The following is an 18,666-nucleotide window of genomic DNA, read 5'->3' on the forward strand; positions in this document are numbered from 1 at the left end:
TGGAAACAGGACATGCGGTGGACAAGCAGCTGTCCACCTTACACAGCGTGCCGCTAGCGCTTGATCCGGTATTCCGCACTGCGCGCGTGGGCGGTCAGCGACTCGCCGCGGGCCAGCACAGACGCCACCTTGCCCAGCTCCGAAGCGCCTTGCGCCGAGCAGTAAATGATCGATGAACGCTTCTGGAAGTCATATACGCCCAGCGGCGAGGAGAAGCGTGCGGTGCCGGATGTCGGCAGCACGTGGTTGGGGCCGGCGCAGTAATCGCCCAGCGCTTCCGCCGTGTAGCGCCCCATGAAGATCGCACCGGCATGGCGGATCTGATCCAGATACTGCTCGGGATTTTCCACCGACAGCTCCAGGTGTTCCGGGGCAATGCGGTTGGCCACTTCGATGGCCTGCTGCATGTCGGCGACCTGAATCAGGGCACCGCGCCCTTCAAGGGAGGTGCGGGCGATTTCCTCGCGCTCCAGGGTCGGCAGCAGGCGCTGGATGCTTTCCGCCACCCTGTCGAGGAAGGCTGCGTCGGGGCTGACCAGGATCGACTGGGCATCCTCGTCGTGCTCGGCCTGCGAAAAGAGATCCATGGCGATCCAGTCCGGATCGGTCTGGCCGTCGCAGACCACGAGGATTTCCGATGGGCCGGCGATCATGTCGATGCCGACCTTGCCGAACACATGACGTTTGGCGGTGGCCACATAGATGTTGCCGGGACCGACGATCTTGTCGACTGGCGGCACGCTTTCGGTGCCATAGGCCAGCGCCGCGACAGCCTGGGCGCCACCAATGGTGAAGACCCGATCCACGCCGGCAATGCAGGCGGCGGCCAGCACCAGCTCGTTGATTTCGCCACGCGGGGTGGGCACCACCATGACCACTTCAGGCACGCCGGCAACCTTCGCCGGAATCGCGTTCATCAACACCGAGGACGGATAGGAGGCTTTGCCACCCGGCACGTAAAGACCTGCACGATCAAGCGGTGTGACCTTCTGCCCGAGCACCGTGCCATCGGCCTCGGTGTAGGTCCAGGACTCCTGCTTCTGCCTTTCGTGATAGGCACGCACACGCTCCGCAGCCACTTCCAGCGCCTGACGCTGCTCGGGAGTGATGCGTTCCAGCGCCAGTTCAAGGCGCTCGCGGGGCAGAATCAGATCGGCCATGGATGCCGCTTCAAGGCCGTCGAAACGCTGGGTCAACTCGACCAGCGCCGCATCGCCACGTTCGCGCACGGCCTGGATGATCTCCAGCACGCGCTGATTGACGCCATCATCGGACACGCTTTCCCAGCTCAGAAGATGATCCAGATGCCGGGCGAAATCGGCATCGGTGGCGTTGAGTCGGCGAATGGCGGTGGCAGCGGTCATAACGGGCCTCATGAGGGGATACGTCGAAGCTGTTGCAGGTGCCCTAGATTAACAAGCCAAGCGCACGGACACCCTGAAATTGAAGCTATGGCGCGGATAGCAGACCCGCGCAGACTCAGGCGTGATGCTCGATGGCGTGCTGCAGGGCATCGATCAACGCCTGAATGCGCCCATGCTGCATCTTCATCGAAGCCTTGTTGACTACCAGCCGCGAGCTGATATGGCAGATCAGCTCCTGCGGCTCCAGCCCATTGGCGCGCAGGGTGTTGCCGGTATCCACCACATCGATGATCTTGTCAGCCAGCCCCACCAGCGGCGCCAGCTCCATCGAGCCGTAAAGCTTGATGATGTCGACCTGGCGACCCTGCTCGGCGTAATACTGCTTGGCGACATTGACGAACTTGGTCGCAACGCGCAGACGCCCTTTCGGCTCCGGCGCGCCAACCCTGCCGGCAGTCATCAGCTTGCAGTTGGCAATTTTCAGGTCCAGCGGCTCGTACAAACCCTGCCCGCCGTACTCCATCAACACGTCCTTGCCGGCCACGCCCAAGTCTGCAGCACCATGCTCAACGTACGTCGGCACATCGGTGGCACGCACGATCAGCAAGCGCACATCGTCCTGACTGGTGGGAATGATCAGCTTGCGACTTTTTTCCGGATTCTCGGTCGGGACGATTCCCGCGGCCGCCAGCAAAGGCAGGGTGTCATCGAGAATACGGCCTTTGGACAGGGCGATGGTAAGCATTGCGTTATTCCTTGAGTGGCCCTAGCCCGCCACGCGGCGAATCTTCGCGCCCAGCAGCTGCAGTTTTTCCTCGATGCACTCGTAACCACGGTCGATGTGGTAGATGCGATCAATTAGCGTATCGCCTTCGGCCACCAGACCGGCAATCACCAGGCTCGCCGAAGCGCGCAGATCGGTCGCCATCACCGGCGCACCCTTGAGCCGGGGTACGCCGGTAACGATCGCCGTATTGCCCTCGACCAGAATCTGCGCGCCCATGCGGTTCATTTCGTAAACGTGCATGAAGCGGTTCTCGAATACCGTCTCGATCACCGTGCCGGTGCCCTCGGCAATGGCGTTCATGGCGATGAACTGGGCCTGCATGTCGGTGGGAAAGGCCGGATACGGCGCGGTGCGCAGGTTGACGGCCCGTGGGCGATTGCCCTTCATGTCCAGCGAGATCCAGTCCTTGCCGGTATCGATATGGGCACCGGCTTCTTCGAGCTTGTGCAGCACCGCTTCGAGCAGGCTGGCGTCAGTATCCTTGAGCTTCACTCGACCGCCGGTAGCCGCTGCCGCCACCAGGTAGGTGCCGGTCTCGATACGGTCGGGCATCACGCTGTAGCGTCCGCCGCCCAGGCGTTTGACGCCGTCAATGGTAATGGTGTCGGTGCCGGCGCCGGAAACCTTCGCGCCCATGGCGTTGAGGAAGTTGGCCAGGTCGACCACTTCCGGCTCGCGCGCGGCGTTTTCCAGCACGCTGCGACCGTTGGCCAGCGCAGCGGCCATCATGATGTTCTCGGTACCGGTGACACTGACGATATCGAAGAAGAAGTGCGCACCACGCAGCCCGCCGGCAGGCGCCTTGGCCTTGATATAGCCGCCCTCCACATCAATATGAGCGCCCATCGCCTCAAGCCCACGGATATGCAGATCCACCGGACGCGAGCCAATGGCACAGCCACCTGGCAGCGCCACTTCGGCCTCACCGAAGCGGGCGACCATGGGGCCCAGCACGAGGATCGAGGCGCGCATGGTCTTGACCAGCTCATAGGGCGCAATCAGCGTCTGGATGCTGCTGGCGTCAACTTCAACACTGAGCTTTTCATCGATGATCGGCTGCACGCCCATACGCCCGAACAGCTCGATCATGGTGGTGATGTCGTGCAGGTGAGGCAGGTTGCAGACGGTGACCGGCGTGTCGGCCAGCAGGGTCGCAGCCAGGATCGGCAGCGCAGAGTTCTTCGCGCCGGAAATGCGGATTTCGCCGTCGAGGCGGATACCGCCGGTAATCATCAGTTTGTCCATGAATGTTCCTGTAACCCGCAGGCTGAAAGCCCTGTCGAAAAGTGGGCGGCACGCAGCGATGAATGCTGCGGCTCTGCCTGGAATAACGTTTTCAGCCGCGGGCGAGCCAGTCGCTGCGGCTGAAGAATTTCATGGTCACGGCATGAATGCTGCCGTCGGCGATCCACGGATTGAGATGGGCATATATCTGTTGCTGGCGTTTGACCGGGCTCAGGCCTGCCAGCTCGTCACTGATCACGTTCAGCTGGAAATTGCAGCCTTCACCTTCGACTTCCACCTGGGCACTCGGAAGTTTCTCTTCCAGAAAACGCTTAACTTCTACAGCCTGCATGTTCAACCTCGATCAGCGCCGGATGCGCACAGCCGGACATCATACAAAAAAGCCAGAAGCCTGCGAACCCCGAGTCCCTGGGAGGCAGGCACGGTGCTCATTCCAGGGTTTCCGCCTCGGTGTCGCGCGGCAAGCGGTGCCGGTTATCGGCAGTCACTGCCGGGAATCTGGAAGAAGCGAAACGCACCACCAGAATCGCCACGGCCAGCAACAGAATGGCACCCGAAATATAGACCACACCCATGTCCGGGCGATGGTGATGCGACACATCGGAAATCAGCAGACGGGTCAGCGCTGTGATAGCCACATAAATCAGGAAGCGCACCGGCATGTGGTTGGTCTTGAAATAAATCCCGACCATCGCCCCCAGTTCGAGGTAGATGAACAGCAGCAGGATGTCATCGACGCTGATGTTGCCCTTTTCGATCATGCCGAGAAACGCCACCAGCCCCGCCCACGCCGTGATCGCACCGATGGCGAACAGCGCGAGGTAATGGAAGGTCTCAACAAACAGATTACCCAGCGACTCGGCCACTGCATGGACCTTGACGCGCATCGTTTCCGCCCGGCACAACAACATCAGACTGCTCCCTGCTCTTCTCTACCCACAAAAGTATCGGACAGCGAAAGGACCTCCAGCAGACCGGAGACCGCGGCGATTTCCCGCATATCCTCGGGCAAGCCGGTAATGGCCACCTCACGCCCCAGCGCCATTGCATCACGGGTGAAGGCCAGCAGCAGGGAAAGCCCGACACTGCTGGACTTTTCCACCGCTGAACAATCGATCAGCAAAGAACCGCTGGTTACGACACGAATCAGTGCCTGCCCTTCCCGCCGCAAAGCCGGGCCTGACTGGTAGTCAAGCACGCCAGAAAGCCGCAGAACGCTATCAGCACCGCACTCAACACGCCCCTCAGTCATCGCCCGCCGCCTGCTGGCCAGCTTCGGTGTCCCTGGCTCGTGCGACGACCTCACCCCAGCCATCGATGGTCTTGTCCAGGTCGCCATTGTTTCTTTGCATGGAGTCGGCGAACTGATCGCGAAACAGTTTGCCGATATTGATGCCGTTGATGATCACGTTGCGCACCAGCCATTCACCGTCGTGCTTGACCATGGTGTAGGACACCGGATAGATCTCGCCCTGACGACCGGTCACTTCCATGCCGACGCTGGTGCGTTCGGGGTCCTGCCTGCCACTGGGCGGCAGCACGCGGATCTGCTGGTTGTTGTATTCCAGCAAAGCGTTGCCATAGAACTGCATAAGGCTGCGCTTGAAGCTTTCCTGAAAGCGGTTCATCTGCTCGGCGTTGGCGTTGCGGGAGTATTTCACCGTCATGATGCTGCGGGAAATCCCCCCGGCATCCACTACAGGACCGAGGATGTTGTTGAGCGATGCGTAGAAGGCATTCGGATCCTGACGGTACTGATCCTTGTTGGCCTTGAGGTCGGCCAGCAGCTCATCGGTGGTCTGCTGGATCACTTCATGCGCGCTCGGAGCGGCCAAGGCCAGCATGGGCAGTGCCGCCAGCAATATCAGCAGACTGCGACGCAGGATGGTCATCATATTCAGGCTCCTCATTCTCTATTTACCGAATTGAGCAAAAACTTGCCGATCAGGTCTTCCAGCACCAGGGAAGACTGCGTATCTCGAATCGTATCGCCATCGCCCAGCGTCTCCTCTTCCCCGCCGACACTGATGCCGATGTACTTCTCACCCAGCAGACCAGCGGTGAGAATCGAGGCCGTGGAATCGAACGGCAGGATATCGATATCCTGCTGGATCTCCAGGGTGACGCGACCGGTGTAGCTTTCCCGATCGAGATCGATGGCCGTCACCTTGCCAATGGTCACGCCCGCCATGGTTACCTTGGATCTGACCGTAAGACCGGCAATATTGTCGAAATAGGCATAAAGCTTGTAGGTGTCGGCATTGCCCACGCTCAGCCCGCTGACGCGCAACGACAACAACAGCAAGGCCAGCACGCCCGCCAGAAGGAACAGGCCAACACCAATTTCCAGGGTGCGGATACGCATCAGAAATCTCCAAACATCAAGGCGGTCAGAATAAAGTCGAGGCCGAGCACCGCCAGCGAGGCGTAGACCACGGTTCGTGTGGTGGCGCGGCTGATCCCTTCGGAGGTCGGCTCGCAGTCGTAACCCTGGAACACCGCAATCCAGGTCACGACGACTGCGAATACCAGGCTTTTGATCACGCCATTGAGTACGTCCGAGGTAAAGCTGACGCTGTTCTGCATGTTGGCCCAGAACGAACCCTCATAAACGCCCAGCCAATCCACCGCCACCATGGCGCCACCCCAGATGCCCACGACATTGAAAATCACGGTCAGCAGCGGCAGCGAAATGAAGCCAGCCCAGAGACGCGGCGCGATGATGTACTTGAGCGGATCAACACCGATCATTTCCAGACTGGAGAGCTGCTCGGTGGACTTCATGTTACCGATCTCGGCAGCCAGTGCCGAACCGGCACGCCCGGCGAACAGCAACGCCGTCACGACCGGCCCCAGCTCACGCAGCAACGTCAGGGCAACCATCTGCCCCACCGCCTGCTCGGAACCGTAGCTGCTGAGAATGCTGTAACCCTGCAACGCCAGCACCATGCCGATGAACACTCCCGACACCACCACGATGGCCAGTGACAGAACGCCAACGGAGTAGAGCTGCCGGACCAGCAGGGCAAAGCGATTATCCAGCCCACTGCGGCCAAACAATGCATGAAACAGAAACAGTGTCGCGCGCCCTTGCGCCGCGATCACGCTCATCCCGGCCTCGCCGACCCGGCGGACTCTTTCGACTGGGGATACTTTACGCATCGGGGCCTCGCAACAGGTCCTCGGCATACGCCGGCGCGGGGAAATGGAAAGGCACCGGCCCGTCCGCCGCACCCAGCATGAACTGCTGAATGCGCGGATTGGTGGAGTCGCGCAGCTCGGCAGGAGTCCCTTGACCAAGTACCTGCCCGTCGCCGACCACATAGATGTAGTCGGCAATGCTGGAGGTTTCGGCCAGGTCATGGGAAACCACAATACTGGTAATGCCCAACGCATCGTTGAGCAGCCGGATCAGCTTCACCAGCACGCCCATGGCGATAGGATCCTGACCAGCAAAAGGTTCGTCATACATGAGAATCTGTGGATCCAGCGCAATCGCACGGGCCAGAGCCACGCGCCGCTTCATGCCACCGGACAGCTCGTCAGGCATCAGCTCGATGGCTCCGCGCAACCCCACCGCCTGTAGCTTCATCAGGACGATGTCACGGATCATTTCCTCAGGCAGCTTGGTATGAACGCGCAGCGGAAAGGCGACATTCTCGAAGACATCAAGGTCGGTGAACAGGGCGCCGCTCTGGAACAGCACGCCCATCTGCTTGCGCATGTCAAACAGCTCTCGCCGCGACAAGGTCGGCAGATTAGTGCCCGCCACCCAGACTTCACCACTGGCCGGCTTGAGCTGGGCAGCGATCAGGCGCAGAAGAGTCGTCTTGCCGCAGCCGGACGGTCCCATGATGGCCGTCACCTTGCCGCGCGGAATGGCAATATCGACATTATTGAAAATGCTCCGCTCGCCGCGCTTGAAGGTCAGATTCTTCAGCTCGACGGCGTAGGCGTTGGCAACGCTCATCGGTTCTCCTTGGATACAGCCTGCGACTCAGACGCTCCCCGGCTTTCCAGAGATACTAAACAGGCCATTGAAAACGTAAACGAGGCAGGCAAGACGGGGCAAAACAGCAGAAGAAGCGCAGTTCAGATGTTCTGAATCCGCATTACCGCTGCCTTCACCCTGCGGGCCGCGCTGAAGCGCATTAACCGCAGCGGCTTTCTGAGGCTGTTTTCTACTACGTGTCATTGCCAGCGCAGGTAATTTCCAACGGCCTGTTGCAGCCAGACTGCTTTCGGCGGCGCACTATAGCACCGCGCAGAAGGCCTCCCAAGCAACCGGATGTATCCACACATGAACGGGTGCGTTGCGCCTGTGCAAAATCACAGCAGAATACCAGTCGATTGCTGTCACAGCTTTTTCGGTGAGCAGCGCACGCTTTACCGTTATAATCGCGCGTTTTCATTCAGGCGAAGATGCGAACATGAGCCAGAGCAGCCAGCTGATCGAAACCGCGCGGCGCACCATCAGCATGGAAATCGAAGCGGTCGAACAACTCAAGGCGCGTATCGACGAGACGTTCGTCAGGGCTTGTGAACTCATTCTGCAATGCAAGGGGCGCGTGGTCGTGGTCGGCATGGGCAAATCCGGCCATATCGGCAACAAGATCGCCGCCACCCTGGCCAGCACCGGAACCCCGGCATTTTTCGTTCATCCTGCGGAAGCCAGTCATGGCGACATGGGCATGATCACCAAAGACGATGTTGTGCTGGCCCTTTCAAATTCCGGCACCACCAACGAAATCGTCACCCTGCTGCCACTGATCAAACGCCTGGGCATTACCCTGATCAGCATGACCGGCAACCCCCTGTCGCTGCTTGCCAGATCGGCAGCCGTCAACATCGATGCCAGCGTCAGCACCGAAGCCTGCCCACTGAATCTCGCCCCAACCTCTTCCACCACGGCCAGCCTGGTCCTCGGGGATGCGCTGGCCATTGCCCTGCTCGAAGCACGCGGCTTTACCGCCGAGGATTTCGCCTTCTCCCATCCGGGCGGAGCGCTTGGCCGCCGCCTGCTGCTCAAGGTGGATAACGTGATGCATTCCGGCGACAGCTTGCCGCAGGTAACATGCGGCACATCCCTGCGCGATGCGCTGCTGGAAATGACCCAGAAAGGCCTAGGCATGACAGTGGTCATCGCCGACGATGGCAGCCTGGCCGGCATCTTCACCGACGGCGATCTGCGCCGCACCCTGGACAAGGGCATAGACGTGCGACAGGCCAGTATCGATCAGGTCATGACCGTGCGCGGCAAGACCGCCAATGCCGAGATGCTCGCCGCCGAGGCCCTGAAAATCATGGAAGACAACAAGATAAATTCGCTGGTTGTGGTGGACGCCGAGGACCGCCCGGTCGGCGCTCTGAACATGCACGACCTGTTGCGCGCCGGAGTCATGTGAATGAATGACCTCCTGCGACGCGCCCGCGATATCCGCCTGGCCATTTTCGATGTCGATGGCGTCCTGACTGATGGCAAACTGTACTTCCTGGTTGATGGCAGCGAATTCAAGACGTTCAATACACTGGACGGCCACGGCATCAAGATGCTGATCAACTCCGGCGTGCGCACCGCGATCATCAGCGGCCGCAAGACCCCCGTTGTCGAGCGTCGGGCGCAAAACCTGGGCATCCAGCATCTCTATCAGGGCCGCGAAGACAAGCTGGTGGTGCTTGATGAATTGCTCGCCGAACTGGGGCTCGACTACGCTGAAGTCGCCTACCTCGGCGACGACCTCCCAGACCTGCCGGTCATTCGCCGGGTTGGCCTGGGCATGGCCGTGGCCAGCGCCGATGCCTTTGTCCGCGAACATGCACACGGCGTCACCAGCGCCCGCGGCGGCGAGGGTGCAGCACGGGAATTCTGCGAGCTGATCATGCGCGCCCAGGGCACTCTCGAAGCTGCCCAGTCCGCTTATCTCTAGAGGTTTCGATGCTGAGCAAAATTCGTCTTCCCATTATCCTGCTGCTGATTGCACTGCTCCTGGTTGCTGCCGGCTACTGGAATATCCGCCCGGAAAGCTTCATGCAGCAACCGCGCACACCCTCGACCGAGGAATCACCGATCGATTTCTACGTGATCAACTCCCGCACCATCCAGTATCAACCGGACGGCAAGCGCAACTACGAGTTGACCGCCGAAAAACTGGAGCACATCAAGGCCAGCGACATCAGCCTGCTGACCCGCCCCAACCTGCACTCCTACCGTGGCGCCGAGCTGCCCTGGCACATCTCCAGCGAGCGCGGTGAAGTAGGCCCCCAAGGTGAGGAAGTCGAGCTGATCGACAACGTTCGTATCGAGCGTACCGACGCCAAAGGCCGCCCGACCATCATCACCACCAGCCGGATGACGGTACTTCCCGACAAGGATTATGCCGAGACCGGTCAACCCGTTAGAATCGTCGCCGCAAACGGCGTGACCACTGCCACGGGCATGAAAGCGTATCTGAATGAAAGCAGGATGCTCCTGCTATCCAACGTAAGAGGCCAGCATGAGCTGCGTTAAGACTTTCCCATTCCTGCTCGGATTGAGCATTTTCCTGCTCGCTAGCAACGCCCACGCGCTCCCTGAAGATCGCAACCAGCCGATCCGCATTCAGGCAGACACCGCCGAACTGGACGACCGTCAGGGCGTCGCCGTGTATCGCGGCGACGTGGTCATCACTCAGGGCACAATGAAGATCACTGGCGACACCGTGACCATCACCCAGGACGCCAACGGCGATGTTGAGGTCTTTACCTCCATCGGCAAGCCCGCCTACTACGAGCAGAAGCCGGCGGTGGACAAGGAAATCGTCAAGGCTTACGGCTTGACCATCCAGTACTTCGCAGCCAACGAACGCATCATTCTCATCGACCAGGCCAAGGTCATTCAGGAAGGCAACACCTTCGAGGGCGAGAAGATCGTCTATGACACCCTGCGCCAGATCGTCAATGCCGGTCGCGCCACCAATATCGACGTGACCAGCCCGCGTCCACGCGTGGACATGGTCATCCAGCCGCGCAAGAAGGAAACCCCCGCCACCGAAACACAGGCCGCGGAGCAGAGCGAGTAATGGCAACTCTCAAGGCCCAGCATCTGGCCAAAAGCTACAAGAGCCGCCAGGTCGTCCGTGACGTCAGCCTGTCCATCGAGAGCGGGCAGATCGTCGGCCTGCTGGGGCCGAACGGGGCCGGCAAAACCACCTGCTTTTACATGATTGTCGGGCTGGTGAAAGCCGACCAGGGGCGCGTGCTGATCGACGATCAGGATGTCACTCACCTGCCCATGCATGGCCGCGCACGCGCCGGCATCGGCTACCTGCCGCAGGAAGCCTCGATCTTCCGCAAGCTGTCGGTTTCAGACAACATCATGGCCATCCTCGAAACCCGCAAGGACCTGGATCGCAGTGCTCGCCAGCAAGCCCTCGAAAGCCTGCTTCAGGAGTTTCACATCAGCCATATCCGCGACAGCCTCGGCATGAGCCTGTCCGGAGGCGAACGACGTCGCGTCGAGATCGCCCGCGCACTGGCGACGGCGCCCAAGTTCATCCTGCTGGACGAACCTTTCGCCGGCGTCGACCCGATTTCAGTCGGCGACATCAAGCAGATCATCCACCACCTCAAGGCCAAGGGCATCGGTGTGCTGATCACTGATCACAACGTGCGCGAAACGCTGGACATCTGCGAAACCGCCTACATCGTCAACGATGGCCAACTGATCGCCGAAGGCGATGCACAGACGATCCTTGACAATCAACTGGTCAAGGATGTCTATCTGGGGCATGAGTTCCGCCTGTAATCAGGCTTTCATCCGCCAGGGTGAATCAGGGCTAGCCAACCGCTTCCTGTTCAGGCATATAATTTGCTTACATCGGCGCGCCAGCGCCAGCGAAGTCTGAACAGGCGCGATTGCGCCGGCACACAAGGTTCAAAGTCCTCTGCCATGAAAGCATCGCTAGTCCTGAAGATGGGCCAGCAGCTGACGATGACACCGCAGCTGCAACAAGCCATACGATTGCTCCAGCTCTCGACCCTCGACCTCCAGCAGGAAATACAGGAAGCGCTGGACTCCAATCCCATGCTCGAACGCGAAGAAGACGGGGACGACTTCGACAACCCCGATCCAATGGCCGAGTCACTCGACAAGAAAGCCGAGAACACTCCCGCTGAGCACAGCAGCTCGGACAGCCAGTACGAGGAGCCCATCAATACGGTGGAGAATCTCGAGGAAGGCGATTGGGGTGAGCGCATTCCCAATGAGCTGCCGGTCGATACTGCCTGGGAAGACATCTACCAGACCAGCGCCAGCAGCCTGCCCAGCAATGACGACGATGAATGGGACTTCACCACTCGCACCTCGTCGGGCGAAAGCCTGCAGTCCCATCTGCTCTGGCAGCTCAATCTGGCCCCCATGAGCGATACCGATCGCCTGATCGCCACCACCCTGATCGACTGCATCAATCCCCAGGGCTACCTGGATGAAAGCCTTGAGGAAGTGCTCGAGTCCTTCGACCCCGAGCTGGATATCGAACTCGACGAAATCGAGGTGGTACTGCACCGCATTCAGCAATTCGAGCCTGCCGGCATCGGCGCACGCGACTTGCGCGAGTGCTTGTTGCTGCAACTGCGCCAGTTACCCGAACAGACCGCCTGGCTCAACCAGGCCACTCAACTGGTCAGCGATCATCTGGACATTCTTGGCAGCCGTGACTACAGCCTGCTGATGCGGCGCATGAAGCTCAAGGAAGACGAACTGCGCCAGGTCATCGACCTGATCCAGTCACTCAACCCACGCCCAGGTTCACAGATCGAAACGAGCGAACCGGAATACATCGTCCCCGATGTAATCGTGCGCAAAGACAACAACCGCTGGCTGGTCGAACTAAACCAGGAAGCGATGCCTCGTCTGCGCGTCAACGCCCAGTACGCCAGCTTCGTCAAACGGGCCGACTCCAGCGCCGACAATACCTTCATGCGCAATCAGCTGCAGGAAGCACGCTGGTTCATCAAGAGCCTGCTAAGCCGCAACGAAACCCTGATGAAGGTCGCCACCCAGATCGTCGAGCATCAGCGTGGCTTTCTCGAGCATGGTGACGAAGCGATGAAGCCGCTGGTATTGCATGACATCGCCGAAGTGGTCGGCATGCACGAATCGACCATTTCACGTGTCACCACCCAGAAATACATGCATACACCGCGTGGCATCTACGAGTTGAAATACTTCTTCTCAAGCCACGTCAGCACAGCCGAAGGGGGCGAATGCTCATCCACGGCCATTCGCGCAATCATCAAAAAGCTGGTGGCTGCGGAAAACCCCAAAAAGCCATTGAGTGACAGCAAGATCGCTGGTCTACTTGAGGAGCAAGGTATCCAGGTGGCACGTCGCACCGTCGCCAAATACCGGGAGTCCTTGGGGATTGCGCCGTCCAGCGAGCGCAAGCGGCTGTTGTGATGACAGGTTCGCTGTAAAGCCAGGCACCCTGGCCGATTTCTTCCGGCGACGGGCTCAGGCCCGTCCATTCGCATGAGGCAAAGAGGAGAAGCAGTATGCAAGTCAAAATCACTGGCCTTCATCTGGAAGTAACCGAAGCACTGCGCGACTATATCGATGAGAAACTGCAGCGACTGGAAAGGCATTTCGATCGCATCATCGATATCCAGGTCGTGTTGCAAGTCGAGAAATTGAAGCAAAAGGCCGAGGCCACCATGCATATCGCAGGTCGCGAAGTGGTCGCCAATGCCGAACACGAAGACATGTACGCTGCGATAGACCTGCTCGCCGACAAGCTCGACCGGCAGTTGATCAAGCACAAAGAGAAACAACTCGACCATAACCAGGGTGCCGTGGCTCGCTGACCCATGATCCGACTCGAAGACATACTTACTCCCGGACGTTCACTCGTGAACGTACCGGGCGGCAGCAAGAAGCGCGTCCTGGAGCAGATCGCCAAGGTGATCGGCCAGGACCTCTCCGATCTCGATACCCAGAGCATTTTCGAAAGCTTCGTTGCGCGCGAAAAGCTCGGGTCCACCGGTTTCGGCAATGGCATCGCCATACCACACTGCCGGATGACCGGCTGCCTGACGCCGCTCAGCGCAGTATTGCGGCTTGATGCTCCGGTAGACTTCGACGCCATCGATGGCGCTCCGGTCGACCTGCTGTTCGTACTTCTGGTACCTGAAGCCGCAACCGACGAGCACCTCGAACTGCTTCGCCAGATCGCCAGCATGCTGGATCAGGAAGAAGTACGGGACCGGCTACGCAACGTCGCTACCGGCCAGGAGCTGTATCAGACTGTGGTCGATATCCAGCACGGCCACTAACAGGCCGGATGATCCGCAACCAGGAGCGAGACGTGTCCGCAGTCAATCCTTCACGAATTTCGCACCACTGCTGCGTGCAGCAGGGCGGCTGCCGAACATCGCTGCCATGCGCCTGATCATTGTCAGCGGGCGCTCCGGCTCAGGTAAGAGCACCGCCCTCGATGTTCTCGAAGACAATGGCTTCTATTGCATCGACAACCTCCCTGCCGGGTTGCTGCCGGAGCTGGCGGAAAAAGCCCTGCTGCATACCGAACTGCTGCAACCACAGGTCGCGGTCTCCATCGACGCACGTAATCTGCCGAGTCAACTCAAGCGCTTTCCAGAACTGCTCGAAGAGGCCCGTGCCCGGCATATCCAGTGTGACGTGCTCTATCTGGACGCCGCCGACGAGACGCTGCTCAAGCGCTTCTCGGAAACGCGGCGACGACACCCCCTGACCAATGAAAACCGCTCCCTGGCTGAAGCCATTCGCGATGAAGAGCAGCTACTGGCGCCGATCATCGATCAGGCCGACCTGAAAATCGACACGACCAACCTCAATCTTTACCAACTGCGCGACTCACTGAAACTCCGCCTGCTGAACAAGCCCGAGCCCGGTACCGCCTTCCTCTTCGAGTCCTTCGGGTTCAAGCGTGGCATGCCGGTAGATGCCGACCTGGTCTTCGACGTCCGCTGCCTGCCCAACCCCTACTGGAGAGCCGAGCTGCGCGACTTTACAGGCCTGGAGCAACCCGTGATCGACTATCTGGACGCTCAGGTGGATGTGGAGGAAATGTTTCAGGACATCTTCGGCTACCTGAACAAGTGGCTCCCCCGGTTCGCCGCCAGCAACCGCGCCTATGTCACGGTGGCCATTGGCTGTACGGGCGGCCACCATCGCTCGGTCTACCTGGCAGAGCGACTCTGCCGAGCACTGCGCGAGCCACTGAAAAACGTCCAGGTCCGCCACCGCGATCTGGCCTAGGAATCCACATGCCTTCCTGCGAAATCACCATCATCAACAAGCTGGGTCTGCATGCCCGCGCGGCAGCCAAGTTCGTCGGCGTCGCCAATCAGTTTCCGTGCGACATCCGAGTCGGGCACGGGCTTTCCAGCCTGGTCAACGGCAAAAGCATCATGGCCGTGATGATGCTCGCCGCCAGCAAAGGCACCACTCTGCACCTGCAGACCGAAGGCCAGCAGGAAGAAGAAGCCCTCAAGGCCCTGGTGGCACTGGTTGAGGACTACTTCGAGGAAGGGGAATAAGGCGGTACCAGCGCCCCTTAGCTCCCGGCTACCTTCATGCGCTCGATAAGTACCGATCCGGTGTGGATGCTGCTGCGTGTCTCGGTGTCGCAACCCACCGCGGCGATCTGCCTGAACATGTCACGCAGATTGCCTGCAATGGTCACTTCCTGGACCGGAAACTGGATCTCGCCATTCTCCACCCAGAATCCACCGGCGCCACGCGAGTAGTCGCCAGTCACCAGGTTCAACCCCTGCCCCATCAGTTCGGTAACCAGCAGGCCGCGCCCCATACGGCGGATCAGGGCAGCCTGGTCCTCATCGCCGTGACTGACGAACAGGTTGTGCACGCCGCCGGCATTGGCGGTGCTGGGCATGCCCAGCTTGCGGCCCGAGTAGGTCCCCAACACGTAGGACACGAGCTTGCCGTTCTCGACAAAAGGCTTCGCATAAGTCGCCAGACCATCGCCGTCATAGGCTGCACTGGCCAACCCGCGCGGTAGATGCGGGCGCTCATCGAGGCTCAGCCACTCGGGAAATAGCGTCTGCCCCAGCGAGCCTTCCAGATAGGATGACTTGCGATAGAGATTGCCGCCGGAAATGGCAGCAAGAAAGTGGCCGAACAAACCGGTCGCGAGCTCCGATGAAAACAACACTGGCACATCACAGGTCGGCACCGGCCGGGCACCCAGACGCCGTACGGCACGCTCGGCAGCACGCCGGCCAATCACCTCGGGGGTTGCCAGCTCGCTGGCAATACGGCTGACGTCATAGTGATAGTCACGCTGCATCTGCCCCCCGGACTCGGCGATCATCACGCAGCTCAGGCTGTGCCGGCTGCTGCAATGAGCGCCGATAAAGCCGTTGCTGTTGCCATAGCCACGACAGCCCCGGTGGGTACTCAGCGTGGTTCCATCGGCATTGAGAATGCGCTTGTCTGCAGCAAAGGCAGCGGCCTCGCAGCCGAGCGCAAGCTCCACGGCCTCGTCCGGAGAAATTTCCCAGGGATGATACAGGTCCAGGTCAGCCACCTCCGTGGCCATCAACGCAGGATCGGCGAGCCCGGCAAACTCATCTTCCGAAGCATGCCTGGCAATCGCCAGAGCAGCCGCGACCGTCTCCCGGATCGCTGCGTCACCGCTGCCAGTGGTGCTCGCCGAGCCCTTGCGCTGACCGACATAAAGCGTGATGCCGAAGCCCTGATCACGGTTGAATTCGACAGTTTCAACCTCCCGCTGACGAACGCTCGTCGACAGCCCCTGCTCCATCGAGACGGATACTTCGCAGGCGCTGGCGCCCTGACGGCCCGCCTCTTCGATGATGCGCGCAACCTGTTCGCGCAACCCCGGCAATGCTTGCGGGCCGATCCCCTCAACTTCACTCATAAAACACTCCACACCCACTGATTCGTTCATGACACGCCCGCCGAGCCGACTGCGCCGGCATCGAGGCTGCTGTTATCATGGCGGCATCTCCTACTGGACCTGCCCCATGTCTGATACTTCCGATCTCGATGGCTTCGAGGAAAAAAGCAAAACCCAGGTCAAGCGTGAACTGCATGCACTGCAGGATCTTGGCACGCGCCTGACCACGCTCAAGCCCGATGTTCTCGACCGGCTGCCGCTGACTGATGCCCTGCGCAAGGCGCTGGCCGACGCGCCAAAACATACGGCGCACATCGCGCAAAAACGTCACCTGCAATACATCGGCAAACTCATGCGCGCCCAAGATGTCGAGGCCATCCTCGCACTGGTCGATCAGCTCGATGCCTCTACCCGTCAGTACAACGAACGCTTCCATGCGCTGGAGCGCTGGCGTGACCGCCTGATTGCCGGCAACGATGAAGTCCTGGAAGCCTTCGTTCTCGACTACCCTGAAACCGACCGCCAGCACCTGCGCAGCCTGATCCGCCATGCCCAGCACGAAGCGGCTCGTGACAAACCACCGGCCGCCAGCCGCAAAATCTTCAAATACATTCGCGAGCTGGATGAAACCCAGCGAGGGCTGCGTTGAGTCACATCTGCCGAAGGGCGGAGCAATCTTGTCTTGTGGGAGCGGGTTTATTCGCGAATTTCGCGGTTGAAGCCACTCCCACGGATAAACCTCTCACACCTCCAGTCCGAAACGAAAACCCGCTTATCAACCACCCGTTCCGCCGACGGTAATCCCGTCGATCTTCAGCGTCGGCTGCCCGACCCCGACCGGCACCGACTGGCCATCCTTGCCACAGGTACCGACGCCGCTGTCCAGCTCCAGATCGGTGCCGACCATCGACACCTTGTTCATCACCTCAGGACCGTTGCCGATCAGGGTCGCACCCTTCACTGGCGCGGTAATCTTGCCATCCTCGATCAGGTAGGCCTCGCTGGTGGAGAAGACGAACTTGCCGCTGGTGATGTCCACCTGGCCACCGCCGAGGCTGGCGCAATAGATGCCCTTCTTCACTGAACGGATAATCTCCTCCGGATCACTCTCGCCGGCCAGCATGTAGGTATTGGTCATGCGCGGCATGGGCAGATGAGCATAGGACTCGCGCCGGCCATTACCGGTCGGCGCCACGCCCATCAGTCGGGCGTTGAGCTTGTCCTGGATGTAGCCCTTGAGTATTCCGTTCTCGATCAGCGTGGTGCATTGGGTCGGCGTGCCCTCGTCATCGACACTGAGCGAGCCCCGGCGACCGGCCAGAGTGCCGTCATCGACGATGGTGCACAACGACGAGGCAACCTGCTGACCGATGCGTCCGCTATAGGCCGAGCTGCCCTTGCGGTTGAAGTCGCCCTCCAGGCCATGACCAACCGCTTCATGCAGCAGTACCCCGGACCAGCCCGGCCCCAGCACCACCGGCAGGGTGCCAGCCGGTGCCGCCACGGCCTCCAGATTTACCAGGGCCTGGCGCAACGCTTCTCGGGCAAAGTCCATGGCGCGGTCTTCGCTGAGAAAATAATCATATCCGCTGCGCCCGCCGCCGCCCTGCCCGCCGCGCTCGCGGCGACCATTCTGCTCGACAATGACGCTGACATTGAAGCGCACCAGCGGGCGTATATCCGCCGCCATGCCACCATCCAGCGCAGCCACCAGAATATGCTCCCAGACGCCGGCCAGGCTTACAGTGACCTGCTTGATACGAGGGTCCAGCGCACGCGTGGCGACATCAATGCGCTTGAGCAGCTCGACCTTCTCCGCACGGCCCATGCCATCCAGCGGATTGTCCCGACCATAGAGCGGGACGAAGGTGGCCTTCGACAACACTTCGACACGCGCCTGGCGACCACCACGGGCAATCGAGCGGGCCGCAGCCGCCGCCTCACGCAATGCATCGGCGGTGATCGCGTTGCTATAGGCGAATCCGGTTTTTTCGCCGGACAGCGCACGGACACCGACGCCCTGTTCGATGTGGAAGCCGCCTTCCTTGACGATGCCGTCCTCCAGCACCCAGGTTTCGCTCACCTGATCCTGAAAATACAGATCTGCCGCATCGATACCGGGTCCGGCCAGCTCGCCGAGCAGCCCCGGCAGGTCATCAAGGTCCAGCCCACCCGGTGTCAGCAGGCGCTCGGTGACAGGTAACAGCAGTTCACTCATATTCACTCCAGACGGGCCGTGCCCAGCACGGTACGGAAAATCGGCGGCGCGCTGCACCGGCATGTGCGGGCGACGAAAACCCTGGATTCAGGTTCATTGCAGAAGTCACATGATAAGGGACAGGACCCTGAGGTTCATCCTCAGGCCCAAAACTGA

At 60.3% G+C, this 18,666-nt stretch carries 23 protein-coding genes; 11 read left to right on the plus strand and 12 right to left on the minus strand.

What is annotated here, in order from left to right:
* Nucleotides 1-53 precede the first annotated feature (53 nt).
* The 10 genes from hisD to NAV32_RS00285 form a co-directional block, all read right to left on the minus strand.
* On the minus strand, nucleotides 54-1,364 hold the full coding sequence (gene hisD, locus NAV32_RS00240; protein ID WP_256050714.1) for a histidinol dehydrogenase: 1,311 nt from the start codon (nucleotides 1,362-1,364) through the stop codon (nucleotides 54-56).
* A 115-nt stretch (nucleotides 1,365-1,479) separates the two neighbouring features.
* The gene (hisG, locus tag NAV32_RS00245) at nucleotides 1,480-2,109 is read right to left on the minus strand and encodes an ATP phosphoribosyltransferase (protein ID WP_256050716.1); all 630 of its coding nucleotides are present in this window, start codon (nucleotides 2,107-2,109) and stop codon (nucleotides 1,480-1,482) included.
* A 21-nt stretch (nucleotides 2,110-2,130) separates the two neighbouring features.
* Complete coding sequence (gene murA, locus NAV32_RS00250; RefSeq protein WP_256050718.1) at nucleotides 2,131-3,396, minus strand: UDP-N-acetylglucosamine 1-carboxyvinyltransferase; 1,266 nt, start codon at nucleotides 3,394-3,396, stop codon at nucleotides 2,131-2,133.
* A 91-nt stretch (nucleotides 3,397-3,487) separates the two neighbouring features.
* A complete protein-coding gene (locus NAV32_RS00255; RefSeq protein ID WP_256050720.1) occupies nucleotides 3,488-3,727 on the minus strand; it encodes a BolA family protein in 240 nt (79 codons plus the stop codon).
* Nucleotides 3,728-3,824: 97 nt separating this feature from the next.
* Nucleotides 3,825-4,307 carry a phosphate-starvation-inducible protein PsiE gene (locus NAV32_RS00260; RefSeq protein ID WP_256050722.1) on the minus strand — a complete coding sequence of 161 codons (483 nt, stop codon included), beginning with the start codon at nucleotides 4,305-4,307 and terminating at the stop codon, nucleotides 3,825-3,827.
* On the minus strand, nucleotides 4,307-4,648 hold the full coding sequence (locus NAV32_RS00265; RefSeq protein ID WP_256050724.1) for an STAS domain-containing protein: 342 nt from the start codon (nucleotides 4,646-4,648) through the stop codon (nucleotides 4,307-4,309). Before NAV32_RS00265 ends, NAV32_RS00260 begins: the two co-directional genes overlap by 1 nt.
* Nucleotides 4,641-5,291, minus strand: coding sequence for an MlaC/ttg2D family ABC transporter substrate-binding protein (locus NAV32_RS00270; protein ID WP_256050725.1), 651 nt, complete (start codon nucleotides 5,289-5,291; stop codon nucleotides 4,641-4,643). The genes NAV32_RS00265 and NAV32_RS00270 overlap by 8 nt, the downstream gene beginning before the upstream one ends.
* Nucleotides 5,292-5,302: 11 nt before the next feature.
* On the minus strand, nucleotides 5,303-5,761 hold the full coding sequence (gene mlaD, locus NAV32_RS00275; RefSeq protein ID WP_256050727.1) for an outer membrane lipid asymmetry maintenance protein MlaD: 459 nt from the start codon (nucleotides 5,759-5,761) through the stop codon (nucleotides 5,303-5,305).
* A complete protein-coding gene (gene mlaE, locus NAV32_RS00280) occupies nucleotides 5,761-6,558 on the minus strand; it encodes a lipid asymmetry maintenance ABC transporter permease subunit MlaE (protein ID WP_256050729.1) in 798 nt (265 codons plus the stop codon). Before mlaE ends, mlaD begins: the two co-directional genes overlap by 1 nt.
* A complete protein-coding gene (locus NAV32_RS00285) occupies nucleotides 6,551-7,366 on the minus strand; it encodes an ABC transporter ATP-binding protein (RefSeq protein WP_256050731.1) in 816 nt (271 codons plus the stop codon). The genes mlaE and NAV32_RS00285 overlap by 8 nt, the downstream gene beginning before the upstream one ends.
* A 460-nt stretch (nucleotides 7,367-7,826) precedes the next feature.
* Here NAV32_RS00285 and NAV32_RS00290 point away from each other — a divergent pair, with 460 nt between their 5' ends.
* The 10 genes from NAV32_RS00290 to NAV32_RS00335 all read left to right on the plus strand — a co-directional run bounded on the left by NAV32_RS00290 (nucleotide 7,827) and on the right by NAV32_RS00335 (nucleotide 14,949).
* Nucleotides 7,827-8,801 carry a KpsF/GutQ family sugar-phosphate isomerase gene (locus tag NAV32_RS00290; RefSeq protein ID WP_256050733.1) on the plus strand — a complete coding sequence of 325 codons (975 nt, stop codon included), beginning with the start codon at nucleotides 7,827-7,829 and terminating at the stop codon, nucleotides 8,799-8,801.
* Nucleotides 8,802-9,323 carry a KdsC family phosphatase gene (locus tag NAV32_RS00295; RefSeq protein ID WP_256050735.1) on the plus strand — a complete coding sequence of 174 codons (522 nt, stop codon included), beginning with the start codon at nucleotides 8,802-8,804 and terminating at the stop codon, nucleotides 9,321-9,323.
* Nucleotides 9,324-9,331: 8 nt separating this feature from the next.
* A complete protein-coding gene (gene lptC, locus NAV32_RS00300; protein ID WP_256050737.1) occupies nucleotides 9,332-9,904 on the plus strand; it encodes an LPS export ABC transporter periplasmic protein LptC in 573 nt (190 codons plus the stop codon).
* Nucleotides 9,891-10,454, plus strand: coding sequence for a lipopolysaccharide transport periplasmic protein LptA (gene lptA / locus NAV32_RS00305; protein ID WP_256050739.1), 564 nt, complete (start codon nucleotides 9,891-9,893; stop codon nucleotides 10,452-10,454). The genes lptC and lptA overlap by 14 nt, the downstream gene beginning before the upstream one ends.
* Nucleotides 10,454-11,179 carry an LPS export ABC transporter ATP-binding protein gene (gene lptB, locus NAV32_RS00310; RefSeq protein ID WP_256050741.1) on the plus strand — a complete coding sequence of 242 codons (726 nt, stop codon included), beginning with the start codon at nucleotides 10,454-10,456 and terminating at the stop codon, nucleotides 11,177-11,179. The genes lptA and lptB overlap by 1 nt, the downstream gene beginning before the upstream one ends.
* Before the next feature lie 144 nt (nucleotides 11,180-11,323).
* Nucleotides 11,324-12,832, plus strand: coding sequence for an RNA polymerase factor sigma-54 (locus NAV32_RS00315; RefSeq protein ID WP_256050743.1), 1,509 nt, complete (start codon nucleotides 11,324-11,326; stop codon nucleotides 12,830-12,832).
* Between the two features lie 95 nt (nucleotides 12,833-12,927).
* Nucleotides 12,928-13,236: a ribosome hibernation-promoting factor, HPF/YfiA family gene (gene hpf, locus NAV32_RS00320; RefSeq protein ID WP_181085564.1), complete on the plus strand. Its 309-nt coding sequence runs from the start codon at nucleotides 12,928-12,930 to the stop codon at nucleotides 13,234-13,236.
* A gap of 3 nt (nucleotides 13,237-13,239) precedes the next feature.
* Complete coding sequence (ptsN, locus tag NAV32_RS00325; RefSeq protein ID WP_256050747.1) at nucleotides 13,240-13,704, plus strand: PTS IIA-like nitrogen regulatory protein PtsN; 465 nt, start codon at nucleotides 13,240-13,242, stop codon at nucleotides 13,702-13,704.
* A 106-nt stretch (nucleotides 13,705-13,810) separates the two neighbouring features.
* Entirely contained in the window at nucleotides 13,811-14,668 is an 858-nt protein-coding gene (rapZ, locus tag NAV32_RS00330) for an RNase adapter RapZ (protein WP_256050749.1), read from the plus strand.
* Between the two features lie 8 nt (nucleotides 14,669-14,676).
* Nucleotides 14,677-14,949, plus strand: a complete 273-nt coding sequence (locus NAV32_RS00335; RefSeq protein ID WP_256050751.1) for an HPr family phosphocarrier protein — start codon at nucleotides 14,677-14,679, stop codon at nucleotides 14,947-14,949.
* A gap of 17 nt (nucleotides 14,950-14,966) precedes the next feature.
* Here NAV32_RS00335 and pmbA read toward each other — a convergent pair whose 3' ends face one another.
* Entirely contained in the window at nucleotides 14,967-16,313 is a 1,347-nt protein-coding gene (gene pmbA, locus NAV32_RS00340; protein ID WP_256050753.1) for a metalloprotease PmbA, read from the minus strand.
* Between the two features lie 106 nt (nucleotides 16,314-16,419).
* Here pmbA and yjgA point away from each other — a divergent pair, with 106 nt between their 5' ends.
* Nucleotides 16,420-16,941 carry a ribosome biogenesis factor YjgA gene (gene yjgA / locus NAV32_RS00345; protein WP_256050755.1) on the plus strand — a complete coding sequence of 174 codons (522 nt, stop codon included), beginning with the start codon at nucleotides 16,420-16,422 and terminating at the stop codon, nucleotides 16,939-16,941.
* A gap of 126 nt (nucleotides 16,942-17,067) precedes the next feature.
* Here yjgA and tldD read toward each other — a convergent pair whose 3' ends face one another.
* Entirely contained in the window at nucleotides 17,068-18,510 is a 1,443-nt protein-coding gene (gene tldD / locus NAV32_RS00350) for a metalloprotease TldD (protein WP_256050757.1), read from the minus strand.
* Nucleotides 18,511-18,666 lie beyond the last annotated feature (156 nt).

This window comes from Stutzerimonas stutzeri (genome assembly GCF_024448695.1).
Taxonomy (GTDB): Bacteria; Pseudomonadota; Gammaproteobacteria; order Pseudomonadales; family Pseudomonadaceae; genus Stutzerimonas; species Stutzerimonas stutzeri_T.